The following is a 20313-nucleotide window of genomic DNA, read 5'->3' on the forward strand; positions in this document are numbered from 1 at the left end:
TTTAGGGCTAGCCTTAAGTGTAAGAGTCTTGGAGGTAGAGCACTGATTGGACTAGGGGTCCTCATCGGATTACCGAATTCAGTCAAACTCCGAATGCCAATGACTTATCCTTAGGAGTCAGACTGCGAGTGATAAGATCCGTAGTCAAAAGGGAAACAGCCCAGACCGCCAGCTAAGGTCCCAAAGTGTGTATTAAGTGGAAAAGGATGTGGAGTTGCTTAGACAACTAGGATGTTGGCTTAGAAGCAGCCACCATTTAAAGAGTGCGTAATAGCTCACTAGTCGAGTGACTCTGCGCCGAAAATGTACCGGGGCTAAATACACCACCGAAGCTGCGGATTGATACCAATGGTATCAGTGGTAGGGGAGCGTTCTAAGGACAGTGAAGTCAGACCGGAAGGACTGGTGGAGTGCTTAGAAGTGAGAATGCCGGTATGAGTAGCGAAAGACGGGTGAGAATCCCGTCCACCGAATGCCTAAGGTTTCCTGAGGAAGGCTCGTCCGCTCAGGGTTAGTCAGGACCTAAGCCGAGGCCGACAGGCGTAGGCGATGGACAACAGGTTGATATTCCTGTACCACCTCTTTATCGTTTGAGCAATGGAGGGACGCAGAAGGATAGAAGAAGCGTGCGATTGGTTGTGCACGTCCAAGCAGTTAGGCTGATAAGTAGGCAAATCCGCTTATCGCGTATGCTGAGCTGTGATGGGGAAGCTCCTTATGGAGCGAAGTCTTTGATTCCCCGCTGCCAAGAAAAGCTTCTAGCGAGATAAAAGGTGCCTGTACCGCAAACCGACACAGGTAGGCGAGGAGAGAATCCTAAGGTGTGCGAGATAACTCTGGTTAAGGAACTCGGCAAAATGACCCCGTAACTTCGGGAGAAGGGGTGCTTTCTTAACGGAAAGCCGCAGTGAATAGGCCCAAGCGACTGTTTAGCAAAAACACAGCTCTCTGCGAAGCCGTAAGGCGAAGTATAGGGGGTGACACCTGCCCGGTGCTGGAAGGTTAAGGAGAGGGGTTAGCGTAAGCGAAGCTCTGAACTGAAGCCCCAGTAAACGGCGGCCGTAACTATAACGGTCCTAAGGTAGCGAAATTCCTTGTCGGGTAAGTTCCGACCCGCACGAAAGGTGTAACGATTTGGGCACTGTCTCAACCAGAGACTCGGTGAAATTATAGTACCTGTGAAGATGCAGGTTACCCGCGACAGGACGGAAAGACCCCGTGGAGCTTTACTGTAGCCTGATATTGAATTTTGGTACAGTTTGTACAGGATAGGCGGGAGCCATTGAAACCGGAGCGCTAGCTTCGGTGGAGGCGCTGGTGGGATACCGCCCTGACTGTATTGAAATTCTAACCTACGGGTCTTATCGACCCGGGAGACAGTGTCAGGTGGGCAGTTTGACTGGGGCGGTCGCCTCCTAAAGTGTAACGGAGGCGCCCAAAGGTTCCCTCAGAATGGTTGGAAATCATTCGTAGAGTGCAAAGGCATAAGGGAGCTTGACTGCGAGACCTACAAGTCGAGCAGGGACGAAAGTCGGGCTTAGTGATCCGGTGGTTCCGCATGGAAGGGCCATCGCTCAACGGATAAAAGCTACCCCGGGGATAACAGGCTTATCTCCCCCAAGAGTCCACATCGACGGGGAGGTTTGGCACCTCGATGTCGGCTCATCGCATCCTGGGGCTGTAGTCGGTCCCAAGGGTTGGGCTGTTCGCCCATTAAAGCGGTACGCGAGCTGGGTTCAGAACGTCGTGAGACAGTTCGGTCCCTATCCGTCGTGGGCGTAGGAAATTTGAGAGGAGCTGTCCTTAGTACGAGAGGACCGGGATGGACGCACCGCTGGTGTACCAGTTGTTCTGCCAAGGGCATAGCTGGGTAGCTATGTGCGGAAGGGATAAGTGCTGAAAGCATCTAAGCATGAAGCCCCCCTCAAGATGAGATTTCCCATAGCGTAAGCTAGTAAGATCCCTGAAAGATGATCAGGTTGATAGGTTCGAGGTGGAAGCATGGTGACATGTGGAGCTGACGAATACTAATAGATCGAGGACTTAACCATATAATATGTAGCAATGTTATCTAGTTTTGAGAGAACATAAAAAACTTGTTGACTTTTAAAGTAAATAAGTTATAATAATGATTGTCTCAAAAGAATAATGTCTGGTAATGATGGCAGAGAGGTCACACCCGTTCCCATACCGAACACGGAAGTTAAGCTCTCTAGCGCCGATGGTAGTTGGGACCTTGTCCCTGTGAGAGTAGGACGTTGCCAGGCAATATTATTCCGCAGTAGCTCAGCGGTAGAGCTATCGGCTGTTAACCGATCGGTCGTAGGTTCGATTCCTACCTGCGGAGCCATTGGAGAGCTGTCCGAGTTGGCCGAAGGAGCACGATTGGAAATCGTGTATACGTCACAAGCGTATCAAGGGTTCGAATCCCTTGCTCTCCGCCATAGGATTTATAATATTTGGCCCGTTGGTCAAGTGGTTAAGACACCGCCCTTTCACGGCGGTAACACGGGTTCGAATCCCGTACGGGTCACCACTTTGGAGGATTAGCTCAGCTGGGAGAGCACCTGCCTTACAAGCAGGGGGTCGGCGGTTCGATCCCGTCATCCTCCACCATATAAATTTTATATGAATAGTATTATCGCGGGGTGGAGCAGCACGGTAGCTCGTCGGGCTCATAACCCGAAGGTCGCAGGTTCAAATCCTGTCCCCGCAACCAAATGGTCCCGTGGTGTAGTGGTTAACATGCCTGCCTGTCACGCAGGAGATCGCCGGTTCGACCCCGGTCGGGACCGCCATTTTAATAAGGCTCGGTAGCTCAGTCGGTAGAGCAGAGGACTGAAAATCCTCGTGTCGGCGGTTCGATTCCGTCCCGAGCCACCATTTATTTTAATAAAATACGCCGGCTTAGCTCAATTGGTAGAGCAACTGACTTGTAATCAGTAGGTTGGGGGTTCAAGTCCTCTAGCCGGCACCATGTAAGTTTCGGAGGGGTAGCGAAGTGGCTAAACGCGGCGGACTGTAAATCCGCTCCTTCGGGTTCGGCAGTTCGAATCTGCCCCCCTCCACCATTTACATAGGGGCATAGTTTAAAGGTAGAACTGAGGTCTCCAAAACCTCCAGTGTGGGTTCGATTCCTACTGCCCCTGCCAAATATATTTACACAACATGGCGGTTGTGGCGAAGTGGTTAACGCACCGGATTGTGGCTCCGGCATTCGTGGGTTCGATTCCCATCAGTCGCCCCATTTTTATTTTAAAAATTACAAATAATCTAATGGATACTTACATATAATTAAGTAAGAATTCGATGGGCTATAGCCAAGCGGTAAGGCAACGGACTTTGACTCCGTCATGCGCTGGTTCGAATCCAGCTAGCCCAGCCATTTTTGCGGAAGTAGTTCAGTGGTAGAATACAACCTTGCCAAGGTTGGGGTCGCGGGTTCAAATCCCGTCTTCCGCTCCAATAAAACTTTATATGGCGGCATAGCCAAGTGGTAAGGCAGAGGTCTGCAAAACCTTTATCACCGGTTCAAATCCGGTTGCCGCCTTTTCTTTTGTGCCGATGTGGCGGAATTGGCAGACGCGCACGACTCAAAATCGTGTTCCTTCGGGAGTGTCGGTTCGACCCCGACCATCGGTATCATGAACGGCGTAATAAAAGACTCTACACCAAATGTGTAGAGTCTGTTTATGTTTTCATCATACTATAAAATAAGCAAAAATGGTGTGTTGGTGAAATGCTTATAAATGATTAAGGTAAACTTATTCATTTAGTACATGCGATACAGTTGGGGAAAGCTACAAAACAATAAAGGGATAAATTTTTATCCCTTTATATAATTTCATTATTTTATAGAGAATTTCTCCAACCTGGTGACATGAAGTTAAATCCGACGCCACCAGTAGATATTAGTACATGATCAGCTGTTAATTTCGTAATTTCTAAGAACTTCTTTTCAAACTCTTCTCTGTTGTATTTGTACATAGTTGAGTGGCATGACCACATGTGCGTTGAAGTACTCAACCAGTCTCCTAATTCCTTTAATTCAGGAAACGACTCAAATCGAATTGGTTCATCTAATTTCATGAATCTCACTTGATAGATAGTTGGGTTTAACTTCTCTCCTATTCCTTTAAAAGCATGTGATTTTTTGTCTTTTGAATGTGTCATAATTCACCTTCTATCTTTCCTTCAAATTTTTTCCTATTTTTATTATACAACAATAGAAAACAATTATGGGAATAATATGGAAATCTTTATTGGCAATATAAAAAGACTGTAACAGAAATGTTAGAGTCTTTTTGTTAAATTATACTATGTGCTTCTAAAATTCGTAATAAACGTAGGAATTCATGTATAATATAACTTGTCGAAAGAACAAAATGATAGTGATTTATATTATGTCTGTAATATGAATCAAAAATGAACTTTTTATATTTCTTTTAAAAATGTGTTGAACACACATTATATTTCATATTAATATTTTTATGTAGATTTAAAACGGGAAAGAGAGTGGAAAGTATGGGCCGTAAATGGAACAATATTAAAGACAAAAAAGCATCAAAAGATGCAAATACAAGCCGTATATACGCGAAATTTGGGCGTGAAATTTATGTGGCAGCAAAACAAGGCGAGCCAGATCCAGAATCAAACCAAGCACTAAGAGTTGTATTAGAGCGTGCGAAAACATACAATGTTCCAAGAACAATTATTGATCGTGCAGTTGAAAAAGCAAAAGGCGGTTCAGAAGAAAATTATGACGAGCTTCGTTATGAAGGATTCGGACCAAATGGAGCTATGGTTATTGTAGATACACTTACAAATAACGTAAACCGTACTGCAGCAGATGTACGAGCTGCATTTAGCAAAAACAGTGGTAATATGGGTGTGAACGGTTCTGTAGCTTACATGTTTGATGCGACAGCTGTTATCGGCCTTGAAGGTAAAACATCAGATGAAGTTCTTGAAATTTTAATGGAAGCAGATGTAGATGCACGTGACATTCTAGAAGAAGAAGATTCTGTTATCGTGTATGCTGAACCAGATCAATTTCATGCAGTACAATCTGCACTTAAAGGTGCTGGCGTTGAGGAGTTTACAGTTGCAGAATTAACAATGCTTGCACAAAGTGATGTAACACTTCCTGAAGATGCTCAAGCACAATTTGAGAAAATGGTTGATGCATTAGAAGATTTAGAAGATGTTCAACAAGTTTATCACAACGTAGACTTAGGAGAGTAATACGATAGATGACCCTTTTCGCTTAGCGGATAGGGTCTTTTTTATGAAGTTAATTAAGGTGATGAAGTATTAAAGGTATTTTGTTGTAGGTAGGGAATATGATTATAGGGATATATAAAATATTCATTATCTCTAGGAGGCTTAATATGGAACATAAGACACCAAAGCATATCGTTGCTGTAGCAGGTTATTTAACAAATGAAAAAAATGAAGTGTTATTAACAAAAGTGCACTGGCGAGCTGATACGTGGGAGTTGCCAGGAGGACAGGTAGAAGAAGGCGAAGCGCTCGATCAAGCTGTCTGTAGGGAAATAAAAGAGGAAACAGGGTTAACGGTGAAGCCTATTGGAATTACAGGCGTTTATTATAATACTTCTATGCATATTCTAGCTGTCGTTTTTAAAGTAGCATATATAAGTGGTGAAATAAAAATTCAACCTGAAGAAATACAAGAGGCTAAATTTGTTGATTTAAATGAAGAGAACATAGATGAGTATATAACGCGTCCTCATATGAAATCTAGAACGCTTGATGCAATGAGAGCAACACATTTTATTCCGTATGAAACGTGGGAAGTACAGCCGTATAATTTAATAGGAAGATTGTAAAGAAAAGAGTAGCCGATTTGAGATACATTCGAATCACTACTCTTTTTTTGTATACTGTTTAAGAAAAAGGTCAAAATAATAATAGCACTAGTATTGATTTTAGGAACGTTTGTTCTGTATAATAAATCTATATGTTATATACATTTAGATTACTAGATAGTCAAAAGTATATATATTTGTAGATGATATAATTAAAGTGTAAAGTGAAAATATAATAGTCTTAAGGGTTTCTCTTTTATTGGTTATTCGTACTTTAACATAACCTATATTCAATATTTCAGATGAATAGTAGATAAAAAAAGACTGTGATACAATACTTTTTTATCCAACTATTTGCTGGGCAGTAAGCTTGATTAATGAGGGCCGATTAAAGTTTCACTTTATACCTTACAATGATGTAAGGTACGTGTAAGAGAAATCGATGGGATATTTTTTTACAACAATGTATTCTTAAAGTAAGAGTTATATGCTGTGTGGAAAAGAGGTGTTCAAGATGAAAGAACGAGTATTATCTAGGGTGAACTATCATCAAAAAGTTGCATTAAATCCAATGACTAAACTTTTTTATAAAGCCATTATATTATTATTATTGTTAAGTTGTACGTTATTATTCATTGGAAATGTAATGATTGAGAAAAGTGATATTAGTAAATTACATGTACCGGCTAAGTTAGAGGTGCCAGAATCATTAACACATGCATTTATTGCGACAGAAGATAAAAGATTTTATCATCATAACGGTTTAGATTATATAGCAATTATTAGGGCCTCTGTTGAGAATATAAAGGCTGGTGGTGTCGTGCAAGGAGGAAGCACAATTACACAGCAGCTATCTAAAAATGCCTTTTTAACGAATGAACGTACATTTTCTCGGAAGTGGAAAGAGATTTTTTATACGAAAAAAATTGAACGCACATTTACGAAGGATGAAATATTAAAATTATATGTAAGTAATATTTATTATGGAGAAGGAGCATGGGGAATTGAAAAAGCAGCAAACCTTTACTTCGGTAAAAAGGTGAACCAATTAACGTTGGCTGAAAGTGCAATGATGGCTGCTGTAGTAAAAGCACCTGCTTATTACTCACCTGCCCAAAATTATGATAAAGCAGTAGAGAGACGTAATGTCGTTTTGAGACTAATGGAGAAAGAAGGCTATATAAGCCATGATGAGTATGTTCAAGCAGTTAGTGAGAAATTGGTAATTCGTCATGATATAAAAATAGAGCAGTCGATGTTAAATAGCGCGCGTAAAAAAGCAGTAAGTTAAGAGAAGTTCCTACAGAGGAGCTTCTTTTTTTGAATAAATTGTGACAAATTGTGACACAATATCGTCACAATTATTGTGTTTTTGTAATTTATGTGAGCGTGTTCATTGCGTGACGTATATAAGTGTTGATATTATGTGTATTGTGTACAATGCTGTATACAGAATATGAATTTAAAGAGGAATGTATATGAAATCAAATAAACTCATGGCTCTTGGTATAGTTTTTTCTATCGCAGTATTGATTGTAATTGGAACAATTGCGTATAGCATCATAAATGACAAAAAAGATAAAGGGAATGAGATGTTTGCTTATTCTACGCAACAATCTTTAGGGAAAGATGATGCTCCAGTTAAGGTAGTTGAATTTGGAGACTTTAAATGTCCTGCTTGTCGTACTTGGGATGTAACAGTATTACCTCGATTAAAAGAAGAGTATATTGATAAAGGCAAAGTGCAGTTATACTTTATTAACTTCCCATTTATCGGAAAAGACTCAGATTTAGGTGCAGCAGCTGGTGAAGCAATTTATAAACAAGATAAAGATTCATTCTGGATTTTCTATGATGAGATTTATCAAAATCAAAAGAAAGATACGGAAGAATGGATTACAGAAGATTTGCTTCTTAGCATTGTGAAAGAGAAACTTCCAAAAGTTGATGTAGAGCAATTTAAGAAAGATTTACACAGTAAAGACATTAAAGAAAAAGTAAGTAAAGATTCAGATCGTGCTCAAAAATTAAAAGTTCAAGGTGCTCCTTCTGTATATGTAAACGGAAATCTTGCAAATCCTGATTTTGATAGTATGAAAAAGGCAATTGATAAAGAATTGAAAAAGTGATGAGGTCTCTCATCACTTTTTCGACTTTTTTCGATAAAATTCTTGCCTCTACTTTTTTTACATGCTATACTATTTTACATAAGTTATTCTAATATCTTATATGTAATTCATATTTGCGGGTGTAGTTTAGTGGTAAAACAAGAGCCTTCCAAGCTCTGGTCGAGAGTTCGATTCTCTTCACCCGCTCCAAATTTTATTAAAAGTTTTTCTATAAATTGTGATCAACGCAGTGTTTCGTTTCCGAGATAAACGAGGCATTGCGTTTTTTAATGTTTGAAAAATATAATTACATGCGAAAATAGAAGTAAATGATAGTATTCCAAACGTGAATTACTAACCAATAGAGTGGTTACATAAGGGGTGGATTCATCTGAGGAGGCGATTAAGAGTGGATTTTGAACAATTAAAGCAAGATGTAATTGCGTATAGTAAAACAATTGGCATAGATAAAATAGGCTTTGCGAGCGCTTCTCCTTTTGAGGAATTAAAGCAGCGCTTAATCCAGCAACAACAATTAAATTATCAATCTGGATTTGAAGAGCCTGATATAGAGAAGAGAACGAATCCGCAACTGTTATTACCGGGTGCTAAATCAATTATTGCGATTGCTTTAGCATATCCTTCAAAATTAAAAAATGCACCATTAAGTAAGCGTGGAGAACGCCGTGGGATTTTTTGTCGTGCTTCTTGGGGACAAGATTATCATCTTGTTTTACGAGATCGTTTGAAAAAATTAGAGGCATATTTAATTGAAAAACTTCCCGATATAGAAGTGAAGTCCATGGTTGATACAGGTGAATTAAGTGATCGAGCTGTATCAGAGCGTGCTGGTATTGGATGGAGCGGTAAAAACTGCTCTATTATTACACCTGAATTTGGTTCGTACGTATACTTAGGGGAAATGATTACAAATGTTCCATTCCCGCCAGATAAGCCGATAGAAGATCAATGCGGAGGCTGTACGAAATGTATCGATATTTGCCCTACCGGTGCTTTAATACAGGGGGGACAGTTAGATTCGAAGAAGTGCATTGCGTTTTTAACACAAACGAAAGGATTCCTACCTGAAGAATATCGCGATAAAATAGGAAATCGCATATATGGATGTGATACGTGTCAGACTGTTTGTCCGAAAAACAAAGGAATGGATTTTCATAATCATCCTGAGATGGAGCCGGATCCTGAGCTAGTTAAACCATTATTAACGCCACTTTTAACAATTAGTAATCGTGATTTTAAAGAGAAATATGGGATTATGTCAGGGTCATGGAGAGGGAAAAAGCCACTGCAAAGAAATGCGATTTTAGCATTAGCACATTTTAAAGAAGCATCGGCAATTCCAGATTTAATTGGTGTTATGAAAGATGACCCAAGACCGGTACTACGCGGAACGGCAGCATGGGCACTTGGGAAAATTGGCGGAGATGGAGTAGGCGAAGCGATTGAGAAAGCGATGGAACGTGAGAAAGATGAAGAAGTGCTTCATGAAATGAATCGCGGGCTTGAATTGTTAGCACAGAAAAAAGAGTAGATAATATTTCCCTTTTTCATATTGTAATATGGGAGGGAGACAGAATGGTTGTAAAAACGAAGATTGAAAACCAAGTACAACAATTTTTAGCATATATAACGGAGAAAAGAACGAATGTGGATGGTATTGCTGAGGATTTACTACAAATGGCACTGAGAAAGAAACAATTGTTTCAAAGGCGTAGTGCACATATAGTGAAAGCAACTGCGGATGTTTCTTTCATTAGACAATTAAATAGTAATGACCATCAAGAAATTGATTATCAAATACATTTTAAATATTTAATTAAGCATAAAGAATTATTTTATATTGAAGAGGAACAATTAAAACGAAGAGTTTGTTTAAATAATAGTCGAATTATAGGCGATTCTGCTATTGAAGTGTCAGAAGAAATTAGAATGGGTGAGACATTAGAAAGGGATATTACGAAAGAGAAGTACGGTTCTTATCAGTATAATCGTTTAGAGGCAGTGAAATATGCAGAGCGTTGGTGGGATGACCGGAATCCTATGTATCGTAATTTCCCTGATAATTGTACGAATTTCATTTCTCAATGTCTTCATACTGGAGAAGTACCTATGAACGGGTATCCTAATATTCGTAAAGGATGGTGGCAAAGGGAGAATCAGTGGAGTTGGAGCTGGGCTGTTGCACATTCTTTTTATTGGTATTTGTCAGGTGCTACAACAGGACTTCGAGCAGAGGCGGTAGAGAGGCCAGAAGAACTTATTCTTGGAGATGTCATTGCTTATGATTTCGAGGATGACGGAAGATGGAATCATACGACGATTGTAGTAGCAAAAGATGCAGATGGTATGCCGCTTGTAAATGCACATTCAGCGAATAGCCGTCGACGTTATTGGAACTATGAAGACTCTAGTAAATATACACCACAAATGAAATATAAATTCTTTCATATTATTAATGGGTAGAGATTTTTCGCTCAAGTGGTATAATACGTAGTAGACAAAAAACAGAGGTGAATATCGCGTGGGAGTACATGTTGTTTTATATCAGCCAGAAATTCCAGCAAATACAGGGAATATTGCTCGTACTTGTGCAGCAACTGGAACAGAATTACATTTGATTAGACCGCTTGGATTTTCAACGGATGATAAAATGTTAAAGCGTGCAGGATTAGATTATTGGCAGCACGTAAAAATTACGTATTATGATTCAATTGAAGAATTTTATGAAAAAAATAAAGACGGTGAATTCTTCTATTTAACAAAGTATGGCGAGAAAGCTCATACAGCGTTTGACTATAGCAAGCGTGAGAAGGATTACTATTTTGTATTTGGAAGAGAAACAAACGGCTTACCAGCTAATGTAATCGAAGAAAACTTTGATCATTGTTTACGTATTCCAATGACAGATAAAGTACGTTCATTAAATTTATCTAATACAGCAGCAATTTTAATTTATGAAGCGTTCCGTCAACAAAATTACCCTGGATTAGATTTAGAAATCGTTTATTAAAAGTCGCCATATGGCGACTTTTTTTTATAAAATAAAAATAATATATAATCATACATTTAAAAGAGAGGACATAATCATATAGAATGGGATATATGATTAAAAATAGATAAGACGGGTTGAGATAAATATGAAGGAAGAATATAGTAATCAAAATACCTTTTTAAGTATGATAGATATGGATTTAATTAGACAAGGATTATTACATGCTATTCAAGATTTAGTATTCATATTGAAAGTTATTGATAATGAAACGTTTCAATATATGTATGTGAATAAAATAGGAATGGATTATGCTAGGTTAAGCGAAGAGTGCTATGGAAAAACTTTTGCAGAAGTATTACCAAAAGATATAGCGGGGATATTGCAAAGGCAATATGCAAAAGTAGTGAGAGAAGCGAAAGCACACACCTTTTGTGATGTAGTCAATTTACCAAAAGGTGAGATACATTATGAATCTTCACTTAATCCTGTCTGCGACGAAGAAGGAATATGTCAATTTGTTATTTGCATTACAAGAGATATTACAGCTCAAATTGAGGAGAAGACAAAGATAGAGGAAAAACAAATGTTATTTAAGTCGTTACTGGAATATAATAATGACTCAATTATATCTATAGATTCTATAGGGAGAGTTACATATGCAAATCCGGCAACGTATGAAATATTTGGATACCGGTATGAGGAATTAAATAATAAATTTATTTTTGAATTCATTAATAAAGAATATGAAAAAGATTTTCAAATTATATTTAAGGGATCGATGCAAGGAAAAGCAAAACAAATTGTTTCAAAGAAATATGTTCATAAAGAAGGGTACGAGCTATATATTTCTTTGAGAACTATCCCGATTATTGTGAACGGTGAAATTGTTGGGATTTATATTGTTACGAGAGATGTTACAAGGCAAGTATTAAACGAAATGCGAACAAAATATTTAGCTTACTATGACCAGTTAACGGGATTAATGAATAGAATTTCATGTACAAATAAGTTAAATACTTTTTTAAATGAGAGTGTAAATTTTGCGCTTGTATTTATAGATTTAGATGAGTTTCATCGTATTAATGATACATTTGGTCATAAAGAGGGAGATAAAGTATTACAAAAAGTTACAGAATGTTTAAGCAATCTAAAAATAGAAGGTATGCACTTATTTAGAGAACACGATGATCAATTTGTTATGTTGATAGAAAATATAAAGAAAGAATATGTAGAGGAAGTTGCAAAAAGCATACTGAAAAATATTAGTGAATATTTTGTAATCGAAGAAGAAGATGTATATTTAAGTGCATCAATTGGAATTGTAATGGCTCCAGCAGATGGAGAAGATGAAAAAATACTATTTCAGAGGGTCGATGCTGCTTTAGAAAAAGCAAAAGAAAAAGGAAAAGGACATTATCATTTTTATTGTAGTGGATTAGACTGTGAGCGTGAACAAAGGTTTATAATAGAAAACCAGTTACATCGTGCTATAGAAAAAAATGAATTTTTCTTATATTATCAGCCACAAATTAATATTGAAACGAAAAAAATAGCTAGTATGGAAGCTTTAATAAGGTGGGAGAATAAGGAATTAGGATTTGTTTCTCCAAACCAATTTATTCCGTTGGCAGAAAGAACAGGATTTATTATTAAGCTCGATGAATGGGTAGTAAATCAAGTGTGTCAGCAACTGCGCGAATGGTTAAATAAAGGATATGAAGTGGTCCCAATTGCGGTTAATATTTCAGCTAGACACTTTCGTTCTATTACATTAATAGAGATGATTACACGGGCTTTAAATAAGTACAATGTATCAGCTCATTTATTAGCGATAGAGGTTACAGAAGGAGCTCTTATACATAAAGATATATCAAAGAGAGTGTTACTACAATTAAAAGAACAAAATTTAAAGATTCATTTAGATGATTTTGGAACAGGCTATTCATCTTTAAGTTATTTAAAAACATATCCAATTGATACTTTAAAAATTGATCGTTCTTTTATGGAAGGTATACATATAGATGAACGTGATACGAATATTACAGCTGCAATTATTCATTTAGCTCATACTTTAGAATTGAATATAATTGCAGAAGGAGTAGAAAAAAAGGAGCAAATACAGTTTTTGAAAGAAAAGAATGTGAAGCTTGTACAAGGTTATTATTATAGCCGACCACTATCCAAATATGATATGGAAAATATGTATTATAAATAAAAAAATGATGTGCTAAAAGCACATCATTTTTTATGTGTACCTGGTTTGTCATTGTAACCGGATGTAAAAATAGCTGTAAGAAATGTGAGTGATACACCTAAAATTAATAATAATTTCATACTAATATCCTCCTTACTGTTTTCGGTTTATGAGTTTTATTTATTATCCAAAATGTATGTAAGGTTCTTAGAAGAAAAGAATTTATTTATAATGAATAGCAGTGTAAAAATGTTAATACCTATATTATACAGAATTTTCTTTGAATTTTGGAGAGAATTTTAGCGTGCTATTATATATTTCGTTTTGATTTAAAGAATGTTTAAGGACATCCTAGCATACCTTTTATAATAATCCGATTGAACAAGGAGATGGGGGAGGAGCTATAATGGATATTCTAAAAAAGATTGAACAGCATCGAGCAGCAGAAGAACGTTTACAATGGGAAGGTACGTTTGCGGAGTATTTGGAGCTTGTGAAAGAAAGACCATGGGTGGCTCAAACAGCACACTCTCGCATTTACAATATGATAAAAGACGCTGGAATTGAAGAAGTTGATGGTAGAAGAAAGTATAACTTCTTTAGTAATCAGCTCTTTGGATTAGAGGATGCTCTAGAACGTCTTGTAGAGGAATATTTTCATCCATCTGCAAAACGATTAGATGTTAGAAAAAGAATTTTATTATTAATGGGTCCTGTTAGTGGAGGGAAATCAACGTTAGTTACAATGTTGAAACGAGGATTAGAAACATATTCAAGAACAGATCGCGGAGCAATTTTTGCAATTAAAGGATGCCCAATGCACGAGGATCCACTGCATTTAATTCCACATCATTTACGAGATGATTTCTTTGATGAGTATGGGGTTAGAATTGAAGGGAATTTATCACCACTAAATGTCATGCGTTTAGAGCAAGAATACGGATCAAGAATTGAGGATGTAGTTGTAGAGCGTATTTTCTTCTCTGAAGATCGCCGTACAGGGATTGGTACATTTAGCCCGTCTGATCCAAAATCACAGGATATTGCAGATTTAACAGGTAGTCTGGACTTTTCTACGATTGCAGAATATGGTTCAGAATCAGATCCGCGTGCGTATCGATTTGATGGAGAATTAAATAAGGCAAACCGAGGAATGATGGAGTTCCAAGAGATGTTAAAATGCGATGAGAAGTTTTTATGGCACTTATTATCGCTTACGCAAGAAGGGAATTTCAAAGCGGGAAGATTTGCGCTTATTTCAGCAGATGAATTAATTGTAGCGCATACGAATGAAACAGAGTATCGCTCATTTATAGCAAATAAGAAAAATGAAGCATTGCACTCAAGAATTATTGTAATGCCAGTTCCTTATAATTTACGAGTAAGTGAAGAAGAACATATTTATGAAAAAATGATTCGTGAAAGTGATGTATCGAATGTTCACATTGCACCACACACACTTCGCGTTGCAGCAATGTTCACTATTTTAACTCGTTTAAAAGATCCGAAGCGTCCGGATATTGATTTAATTAAAAAGATGCGTTTGTATGATGGAGAAACGGTAGAAGGTTATAATGCGATTGATGTAGAAGAATTACAACGCGAATATCAAGATGAAGGTATGAAGGGTATTGATCCTCGTTATGTCATTAACCGAATTTCGTCTACAATCATTCGAAAAGAGGTACCATCTATTAACGCGTTAGATGTACTTAGATCTTTAAAAGATGGGCTAGATCAGCATCCATCCATTAGTAATGAAGACCGTGAACGTTACATGAACTTCATCTCATTAGCGAGAAAAGAATACGATGAAATCGCGAAGAAAGAAGTACAAAAAGCGTTTGTTTATTCATATGAAGAATCAGCTAAGACGCTTATGGATAATTACTTAGATAACGTTGAGGCGTACTGCAATAAATCGAAATTACGTGATCCGTTAACAGGAGAAGAAATGAGTCCAGATGAAAAATTAATGCGCTCAATTGAAGAGCAAATTGGAATTTCAGAAAATGCTAAGAAAGCGTTCCGTGAAGAGATTTTAATTCGCATTTCTGCTTATGCCCGTAAAGGAAAACGCTTTGATTATAATTCACATGAACGTCTTCGTGAAGCGATTCAGAAAAAACTATTTGCTGATTTAAAAGATATAGTGAAAATTACAACATCAACGAAAACGCCGGACGAAAATCAGCTTAAGAAAATCAATGATGTTGTTGCGCGTTTAATTGATGAGCATGGTTATAATTCTTCTTCAGCAAATGAATTACTACGCTATGTAGGTAGCTTGTTAAACAGATAGTTTGATAACAAAACGCTGTCTCTTGTATTTTGCGGGACAGCGTTTTATTATCCGTTCATATGTGTATAAAGTGTCATACCTTGTCCAAATGTAATAAATTAAGATGCAATTTTATGAATTTATTGTCAATTATTTTTACAATATGCATATGATAGAGTAACCAACCATTCATACGAAAAAAGCCAACACAATACAATATGTTGCAAAGTAAAAATGTGTGCAACAATGCATTGTGTTTCTTTCTTATCAGTGGCTGAATATTTCTTTCTATTTATGTGAGTGGCAAAATTTTGTTTAGGATGCTCGGGGTATTGTATGAAAAACGTTATAAATGTTTATGGGATGATTTTCTGTGGGCAGTTACCTTTCAAATATTCTAGCTTGCATATTACAGAACAAAATTTATAGATTGCTGTTCATACAGGAAGACAATTACAGTAAGGAGGGAAAGGAATGGGCGAAGAAAATCAACCAAATTATACGATTTCACAGGAAAACTGGTCCCTCCATCGCAAAGGATATGACGACCAACAGCGCCATCAAGAAAAAGTACAAGAGGCAATTAAGAATAATTTACCCGATCTTGTAACAGAAGAAAGTATAGTTATGTCTAATGGCAAGGATGTTGTAAAAATACCAATTCGTTCTCTAGATGAATATAAGATTAGATACAATTATGATAAAAATAAACATGTTGGGCAAGGAAACGGTGACAGCAAAGTTGGTGATGTCGTTGCGAGAGATGGATCAGGTGGTCAAAAACAAAAAGGGCCAGGAAAAGGGCAAGGAGCAGGAGATGCAGCTGGGGAAGATTACTATGAAGCTGAAGTCTCTATTTTAGAATTAGAGCAAGCGTTTTTCAGAGAGTTAGAACTGCCTAATTTAAAGAGAAAAGAAATGGATGAAAACCGGATTGAACATGTTGAATTTAATGACATTAGAAAAACAGGATTATGGGGAAATATCGATAAGAAAAGAACAATGATATCCGCATATAAACGAAATGCGATGGGTGGTAAAGCATCTTTTCATCCGATTCATCAAGAAGACTTAAAGTTCCGCACTTGGAATGAAGTGTTAAAGCCAGATTCAAAAGCTGTTGTATTAGCGATGATGGATACGAGTGGATCGATGGGAATATGGGAGAAATATATGGCACGTAGCTTCTTTTTCTGGATGACAAGATTTTTACGCACAAAGTATGAAACAGTTGATATTGAATTTATTGCTCATCATACAGAAGCGAAAGTCGTTACAGAAGAAGAATTTTTCTCAAAAGGAGAAAGTGGCGGAACAATATGTTCTTCCGTATATAAAAAAGCATTAGAACTTATCGATAATAAATATTCACCTGACCGCTATAATATTTATCCATTCCATTTTTCAGATGGTGATAATTTAACATCAGATAATGCTAGATGTGTAAAACTTGTTGAAGAGCTAATGAAGAAGTGTAATATGTTTGGGTATGGGGAAGTGAATCAGTACAACCGCCACAGTACACTCATGTCAGCCTATAAAAATATTAAAGATGAAAACTTTAGATACTATATTTTAAAGCAAAAAGCAGACGTATTTCATGCGATGAAAAGCTTTTTTAGAGAAGAATCAGGTGAGAAAATGGCATAACCTCTTTTAAAGAGGTTCTTTTTTTGTAAACTTTTTATTTTTTCAGTTGACAATGATAATGAAAATCATTATCATCTATTCGAGAAATGATTACATTTTGAATTATATATTTCGGAGGAGATGTAAAGTTGAAACAAAATAAAAGAAAACGTATAAATGCAATGATTATAGCGGCGGCGTTATCACTTCCGTTTGCTGTGTATTCAACACCTGCTTTAGCGGCAGTAGCAATTGAGGCGAATAAAACTGGACAAGGTTTAGAAGATGGTACATATGACGCTGTTATTAAAGCGTATAAAGATAAAACGAATGAAGAGTCTATGGCAGCTGTTTATATAAAGGATCCGAAATTAACAATTGAGAATGGAAAGAAAATTGTAACAGCAACGTTAAGTGATAGTGATTTCTTTCAATACTTGAAGACAGAGGATATTCACACTCCAGGTGTGTTTCATGATGTGAAAGTAATATCAGAAGACAAAAAGAAAAATGGAACGAAAGTGATTCAGTTTGAAGTAGGGGAATTAGGAAAAAGGTATAATATGCGAATGCATATTTATATTCCAACAATGGCCTATGACAATAAGTACCAAGTACAGTTTGAAGTAAATACATTGAATTTAGATAAAGATGTTCCAGAAGCACAAAAGGAAAATAAAGAGGAGAAACAAGATGAAAACGGAAATGTAATATTAGATAAGCAATTACAAAAATATATTAATAAATACAACTTAGATAGAGATAATGTTGATGCGCCAATCACAAAGAAAGATTTATTAAAAATTAAAACGTTATCCATTTATTCTGGTAAAGGAATAAATGAAATAACTGGTTTAGAGTATATGACAAATTTAGAGAAGTTGACGTTACGAGAGTCTAATGTAAAAGACATATCAGCCATCTCGAAATTGAGAGGTTTGAAGTACGTTGATTTAACGTCTAATTCAATTGAAAGTATTCACCCAATTGAGCAGCTAGAGAATATTAATATGCTTTTTTTAAGAGATAATAAAATTTCTGATCTTACACCATTAAGTAAAATGAAAAAAATTAAAACATTAGATTTAATCGGTAATAACATTAAAGATATCCAGCCATTATTTACATTATCAACTATGAAACAATTATACTTAGCAAATAATCAAATCAGTGATCTTACGGGAATTGATCGATTAAATAATGTGGAACTATTATGGATAGGGAACAATAAAATTAATAATGTTGAATCTATTAGTAAAATGAGTAATCTTATTGAACTAGAAATTTCTGATAGTGAAATAAAAGATATATCACCATTATCTCAATTAGGAAATTTACAAGTGCTGAATTTAGAAGAGAATTATATCTCTGATGTATCGCCGCTGAGCACCTTAACAAATTTACATGAGATAAATCTTGGAGCAAATGAAATTTCTGACGTAAGGCCTGTTGAGGAATTAGGTAAGCGAATTTCAATTGACATTCAAAGACAAAAAATCTTTTTAAATGAAGCAAGTGTAGATGAAGAAATAAAAATCCCAGTATACAACCTTAAAGGAGAGCCACTTCAAAATATTAATCTACAAAGTGAGGGGGCTACTCTGAATAACGGATTTATAAAATGGAATAGTCCTGGAGAAAAAATATATGAATTTAAACTAGATACTAATTCTACTGAAAGTAAAATAAGATTTAATGGCACGGTTATACAGAATATAGTTGAAAAACAAAAAGAAAGTCAAAATGTAATTCTCGATAAAACTTTACAACAACATATTAATAAAGAGAATTTAGGTAGAGAGAATGTAAACGCTCCTATCACAAAAGAAGATTTATTACAGATTAAAAAATTAGAGATACTTAAAGAAAAAGGAAATGAGATAAAAGATATAACAGGTTTAGAATACATGACGAATTTAGAAAAACTTACTTTAGAAGGAGTAGGCCTGAAAAATATTGAGTTCATCTCAAACTTGAAACAATTGAATAATGTGAATGTATCTCATAATCAAATTGAAGATATAACACCACTATCTTCATTGGAAAATTTACAGTGGTTAAATCTTGCGGACAATCATATTAAAGATGTAACGGTTATTGGTTCCATGCTAAACTTATTTAGCTTAAATCTAGCTGGAAATGAGATTCGTGATGTAAGGCCGTTAATACAATTAGGTCAGTGGTTTACAATTGATGTTGGAAGACAAAATATCATTTTAAATGATGCAAAAATAAACGAAGAAATTCAAATTCCTGTATATGATTTAGAAGGAGAAAGTATTGAAAATATTCAATTGGTAAGTGAGGGAGGGACGTTTAATAACGGAGTAATAAAATGGAGTACCCCAGGTGAAAAGGTGTATAAATTTGATTTAGATTCTGATGAAATTAGCATAAGGTTTAACGGAACAGTTATACAGAATATAGTGGAAAAAGAAGAAGAAAAAGAGCCGGTAAAAGAAATTGAAGAAACAAAAGAAGAAGAAAAAGAGCCGGTAAAAGAAATTGAAGAAACAAAAGAAGAAGTGAAAGAGCCGGTAAAAGAAGTTGAAGAAACAAAAGAAGAAGTGAAAGAACCAACAAAAGAAGTTGAAGAAGCGAAAGAAGAAGTAAAAGAGCCAACAAAAGAAGTTGAAGGGGTAAAAGAAGAAGTGAAAGAACCGGTAAAAGAAGTTGAAGAAGCGAAAGAAGAAGTAAAAGAGCCAACAAAAGAAGTTGAAGGGGTAAAAGAAGAAGTAAAAGAACCAACGAAAGAAGTTGAAGAAACAAAAGAAGAAGAAAAAGAACCGGTAAAAGAAGTTGAAGAAACAAAAGAAGAAGAAAAAGAACCGGTAAAAGAAGTTGAAGAAACAAAAGAAGAAGTGAAAGAACCGGTAAAAGAAGTAAAAGAGGAAGTAAAAGAGCCAACGAAAGAAGTTGAAGAAGCGAAAGAGGAAGTGGACGAGCCAACAACAGGAGTTGAAGGATCGAAAGCGGAGGTAAAAGAAACAGGAAAAAAAATTGAAGGTTCAAAAGACGCGGTAAATCAATCAGCAGTAGTCCAAGAACAAAACGTGAATAATCAAGTTGTGAAAGAAAATAAACCAGCTGTTAATAAGCAAGAAGAAAGTAAGAAATCATTAGGAGCAACAGGTGGACAAGAGAATACATCAACATTACTTTCAGGCATAGCGTTAGTTCTTTCAGCACTGAGTATGTTTGTATTTAGAAAGAGATTATTTAAGAAATAAAAAACGTTTTATCTTATTATAACGTAA

Annotated in this window: 12 protein-coding genes, 16 tRNA genes and 2 rRNA genes (1 of these 30 running past the window's edge); 29 read left to right on the plus strand and 1 reads right to left on the minus strand. The window is 36.3% G+C overall.

Annotation, left to right across the window (positions count from 1 at the left end; translation table 11 throughout):
* The 17 genes from ACTL4X_RS02730 to ACTL4X_RS02810 all read left to right on the plus strand — a co-directional run.
* Positions 1-2051, plus strand: a 23S ribosomal RNA gene (locus ACTL4X_RS02730); it begins 871 nt to the left of the window's first position.
* A 100-nt stretch (positions 2052-2151) separates the two neighbouring features.
* Positions 2152-2267, plus strand: a 5S ribosomal RNA gene (rrf, locus tag ACTL4X_RS02735).
* An 8-nt stretch (positions 2268-2275) separates the two neighbouring features.
* Positions 2276-2350, plus strand: a tRNA-Asn gene (locus ACTL4X_RS02740).
* Positions 2351-2352: 2 nt separating this feature from the next.
* Positions 2353-2444 (plus strand) — tRNA-Ser (locus ACTL4X_RS02745).
* 17 nt (positions 2445-2461) lie between these two features.
* A tRNA-Glu gene (locus ACTL4X_RS02750) sits at positions 2462-2536 on the plus strand.
* A gap of 4 nt (positions 2537-2540) precedes the next feature.
* Positions 2541-2616: transfer RNA gene (locus ACTL4X_RS02755), tRNA-Val, on the plus strand.
* Between the two features lie 26 nt (positions 2617-2642).
* A tRNA-Met gene (locus tag ACTL4X_RS02760) sits at positions 2643-2719 on the plus strand.
* Positions 2720-2722: 3 nt separating this feature from the next.
* Positions 2723-2798: transfer RNA gene (locus ACTL4X_RS02765), tRNA-Asp, on the plus strand.
* 9 nt (positions 2799-2807) lie between these two features.
* A tRNA-Phe gene (locus ACTL4X_RS02770) sits at positions 2808-2883 on the plus strand.
* Positions 2884-2901: 18 nt separating this feature from the next.
* Positions 2902-2977: transfer RNA gene (locus tag ACTL4X_RS02775), tRNA-Thr, on the plus strand.
* A gap of 10 nt (positions 2978-2987) precedes the next feature.
* Positions 2988-3071: transfer RNA gene (locus tag ACTL4X_RS02780), tRNA-Tyr, on the plus strand.
* 7 nt (positions 3072-3078) lie between these two features.
* A tRNA-Trp gene (locus ACTL4X_RS02785) sits at positions 3079-3152 on the plus strand.
* A gap of 19 nt (positions 3153-3171) precedes the next feature.
* Positions 3172-3247, plus strand: a tRNA-His gene (locus ACTL4X_RS02790).
* A 63-nt stretch (positions 3248-3310) separates the two neighbouring features.
* Positions 3311-3385 (plus strand) — tRNA-Gln (locus ACTL4X_RS02795).
* Between the two features lie 5 nt (positions 3386-3390).
* A tRNA-Gly gene (locus ACTL4X_RS02800) sits at positions 3391-3465 on the plus strand.
* A 14-nt stretch (positions 3466-3479) separates the two neighbouring features.
* A tRNA-Cys gene (locus ACTL4X_RS02805) sits at positions 3480-3550 on the plus strand.
* A 10-nt stretch (positions 3551-3560) separates the two neighbouring features.
* Positions 3561-3642 (plus strand) — tRNA-Leu (locus ACTL4X_RS02810).
* A 210-nt stretch (positions 3643-3852) separates the two neighbouring features.
* On the opposite strand, the gene ACTL4X_RS02815 is transcribed toward ACTL4X_RS02810, so the two are convergent.
* Entirely contained in the window at positions 3853-4173 is a 321-nt protein-coding gene (locus tag ACTL4X_RS02815) for a DUF3884 family protein (RefSeq protein ID WP_000149743.1), read from the minus strand.
* 351 nt (positions 4174-4524) lie between these two features.
* On the opposite strand from ACTL4X_RS02815, the gene ACTL4X_RS02820 reads away from it, so the two are divergent.
* The 12 genes from ACTL4X_RS02820 to ACTL4X_RS02875 all read left to right on the plus strand — a co-directional run bounded on the left by ACTL4X_RS02820 (position 4525) and on the right by ACTL4X_RS02875 (position 20286).
* Positions 4525-5244 (plus strand): YebC/PmpR family DNA-binding transcriptional regulator, encoded by a 720-nt coding sequence (locus ACTL4X_RS02820; RefSeq protein ID WP_000532952.1) that lies wholly within the window; start codon positions 4525-4527, stop codon positions 5242-5244.
* Between the two features lie 146 nt (positions 5245-5390).
* Positions 5391-5852, plus strand: a complete 462-nt coding sequence (locus ACTL4X_RS02825; RefSeq protein WP_000400455.1) for an NUDIX hydrolase — start codon at positions 5391-5393, stop codon at positions 5850-5852.
* 493 nt (positions 5853-6345) lie between these two features.
* On the plus strand, positions 6346-7122 hold the full coding sequence (locus ACTL4X_RS02830) for a transglycosylase domain-containing protein (RefSeq protein ID WP_000664715.1): 777 nt from the start codon (positions 6346-6348) through the stop codon (positions 7120-7122).
* A 187-nt stretch (positions 7123-7309) separates the two neighbouring features.
* On the plus strand, positions 7310-7960 hold the full coding sequence (locus tag ACTL4X_RS02835) for a DsbA family protein (RefSeq protein WP_000841307.1): 651 nt from the start codon (positions 7310-7312) through the stop codon (positions 7958-7960).
* Between the two features lie 115 nt (positions 7961-8075).
* Positions 8076-8149 (plus strand) — tRNA-Gly (locus ACTL4X_RS02840).
* Positions 8150-8348: 199 nt separating this feature from the next.
* Positions 8349-9491 carry a tRNA epoxyqueuosine(34) reductase QueG gene (queG, locus tag ACTL4X_RS02845; protein ID WP_000345206.1) on the plus strand — a complete coding sequence of 381 codons (1143 nt, stop codon included), beginning with the start codon at positions 8349-8351 and terminating at the stop codon, positions 9489-9491.
* 44 nt (positions 9492-9535) lie between these two features.
* Positions 9536-10423: an amidase domain-containing protein gene (locus ACTL4X_RS02850; RefSeq protein WP_000260591.1), complete on the plus strand. Its 888-nt coding sequence runs from the start codon at positions 9536-9538 to the stop codon at positions 10421-10423.
* A gap of 58 nt (positions 10424-10481) precedes the next feature.
* Positions 10482-10970, plus strand: coding sequence for a tRNA (uridine(34)/cytosine(34)/5-carboxymethylaminomethyluridine(34)-2'-O)-methyltransferase TrmL (gene trmL / locus ACTL4X_RS02855; protein WP_000538147.1), 489 nt, complete (start codon positions 10482-10484; stop codon positions 10968-10970).
* 127 nt (positions 10971-11097) lie between these two features.
* The gene (locus ACTL4X_RS02860; protein ID WP_000657174.1) at positions 11098-13167 is read left to right on the plus strand and encodes a sensor domain-containing protein; all 2070 of its coding nucleotides are present in this window, start codon (positions 11098-11100) and stop codon (positions 13165-13167) included.
* A 385-nt stretch (positions 13168-13552) separates the two neighbouring features.
* Positions 13553-15448, plus strand: a complete 1896-nt coding sequence (locus tag ACTL4X_RS02865; protein ID WP_000353273.1) for a PrkA family serine protein kinase — start codon at positions 13553-13555, stop codon at positions 15446-15448.
* Positions 15449-15901: 453 nt separating this feature from the next.
* Entirely contained in the window at positions 15902-17077 is a 1176-nt protein-coding gene (gene yhbH / locus ACTL4X_RS02870) for a sporulation protein YhbH (RefSeq protein ID WP_000503517.1), read from the plus strand.
* A 128-nt stretch (positions 17078-17205) separates the two neighbouring features.
* Positions 17206-20286: a leucine-rich repeat domain-containing protein gene (locus tag ACTL4X_RS02875; protein ID WP_086692388.1), complete on the plus strand. Its 3081-nt coding sequence runs from the start codon at positions 17206-17208 to the stop codon at positions 20284-20286.
* The last annotated feature ends 27 nt before the right edge of the window (positions 20287-20313 follow it).

The sequence above is a fragment of the Bacillus sp. RE35 genome, from assembly GCF_052146655.1.
Lineage (GTDB): Bacteria > Bacillota > Bacilli > Bacillales > Bacillaceae_G > Bacillus_A > Bacillus_A cereus.

Coding starts and splice junctions, on each gene's coding strand:
- ACTL4X_RS02815 (WP_000149743.1), bottom strand. CDS start 4,173: ATGACACATTCAAAAGACAAAAAATCACATGCTTTTAAAGGAATAGGA.
- ACTL4X_RS02820 (WP_000532952.1), top strand. CDS start 4,525: ATGGGCCGTAAATGGAACAATATTAAAGACAAAAAAGCATCAAAAGAT.
- ACTL4X_RS02825 (WP_000400455.1), top strand. CDS start 5,391: ATGGAACATAAGACACCAAAGCATATCGTTGCTGTAGCAGGTTATTTA.
- ACTL4X_RS02830 (WP_000664715.1), top strand. CDS start 6,346: ATGAAAGAACGAGTATTATCTAGGGTGAACTATCATCAAAAAGTTGCA.
- ACTL4X_RS02835 (WP_000841307.1), top strand. CDS start 7,310: ATGAAATCAAATAAACTCATGGCTCTTGGTATAGTTTTTTCTATCGCA.
- ACTL4X_RS02850 (WP_000260591.1), top strand. CDS start 9,536: ATGGTTGTAAAAACGAAGATTGAAAACCAAGTACAACAATTTTTAGCA.
- ACTL4X_RS02860 (WP_000657174.1), top strand. CDS start 11,098: ATGAAGGAAGAATATAGTAATCAAAATACCTTTTTAAGTATGATAGAT.
- ACTL4X_RS02865 (WP_000353273.1), top strand. CDS start 13,553: ATGGATATTCTAAAAAAGATTGAACAGCATCGAGCAGCAGAAGAACGT.
- yhbH (WP_000503517.1), top strand. CDS start 15,902: ATGGGCGAAGAAAATCAACCAAATTATACGATTTCACAGGAAAACTGG.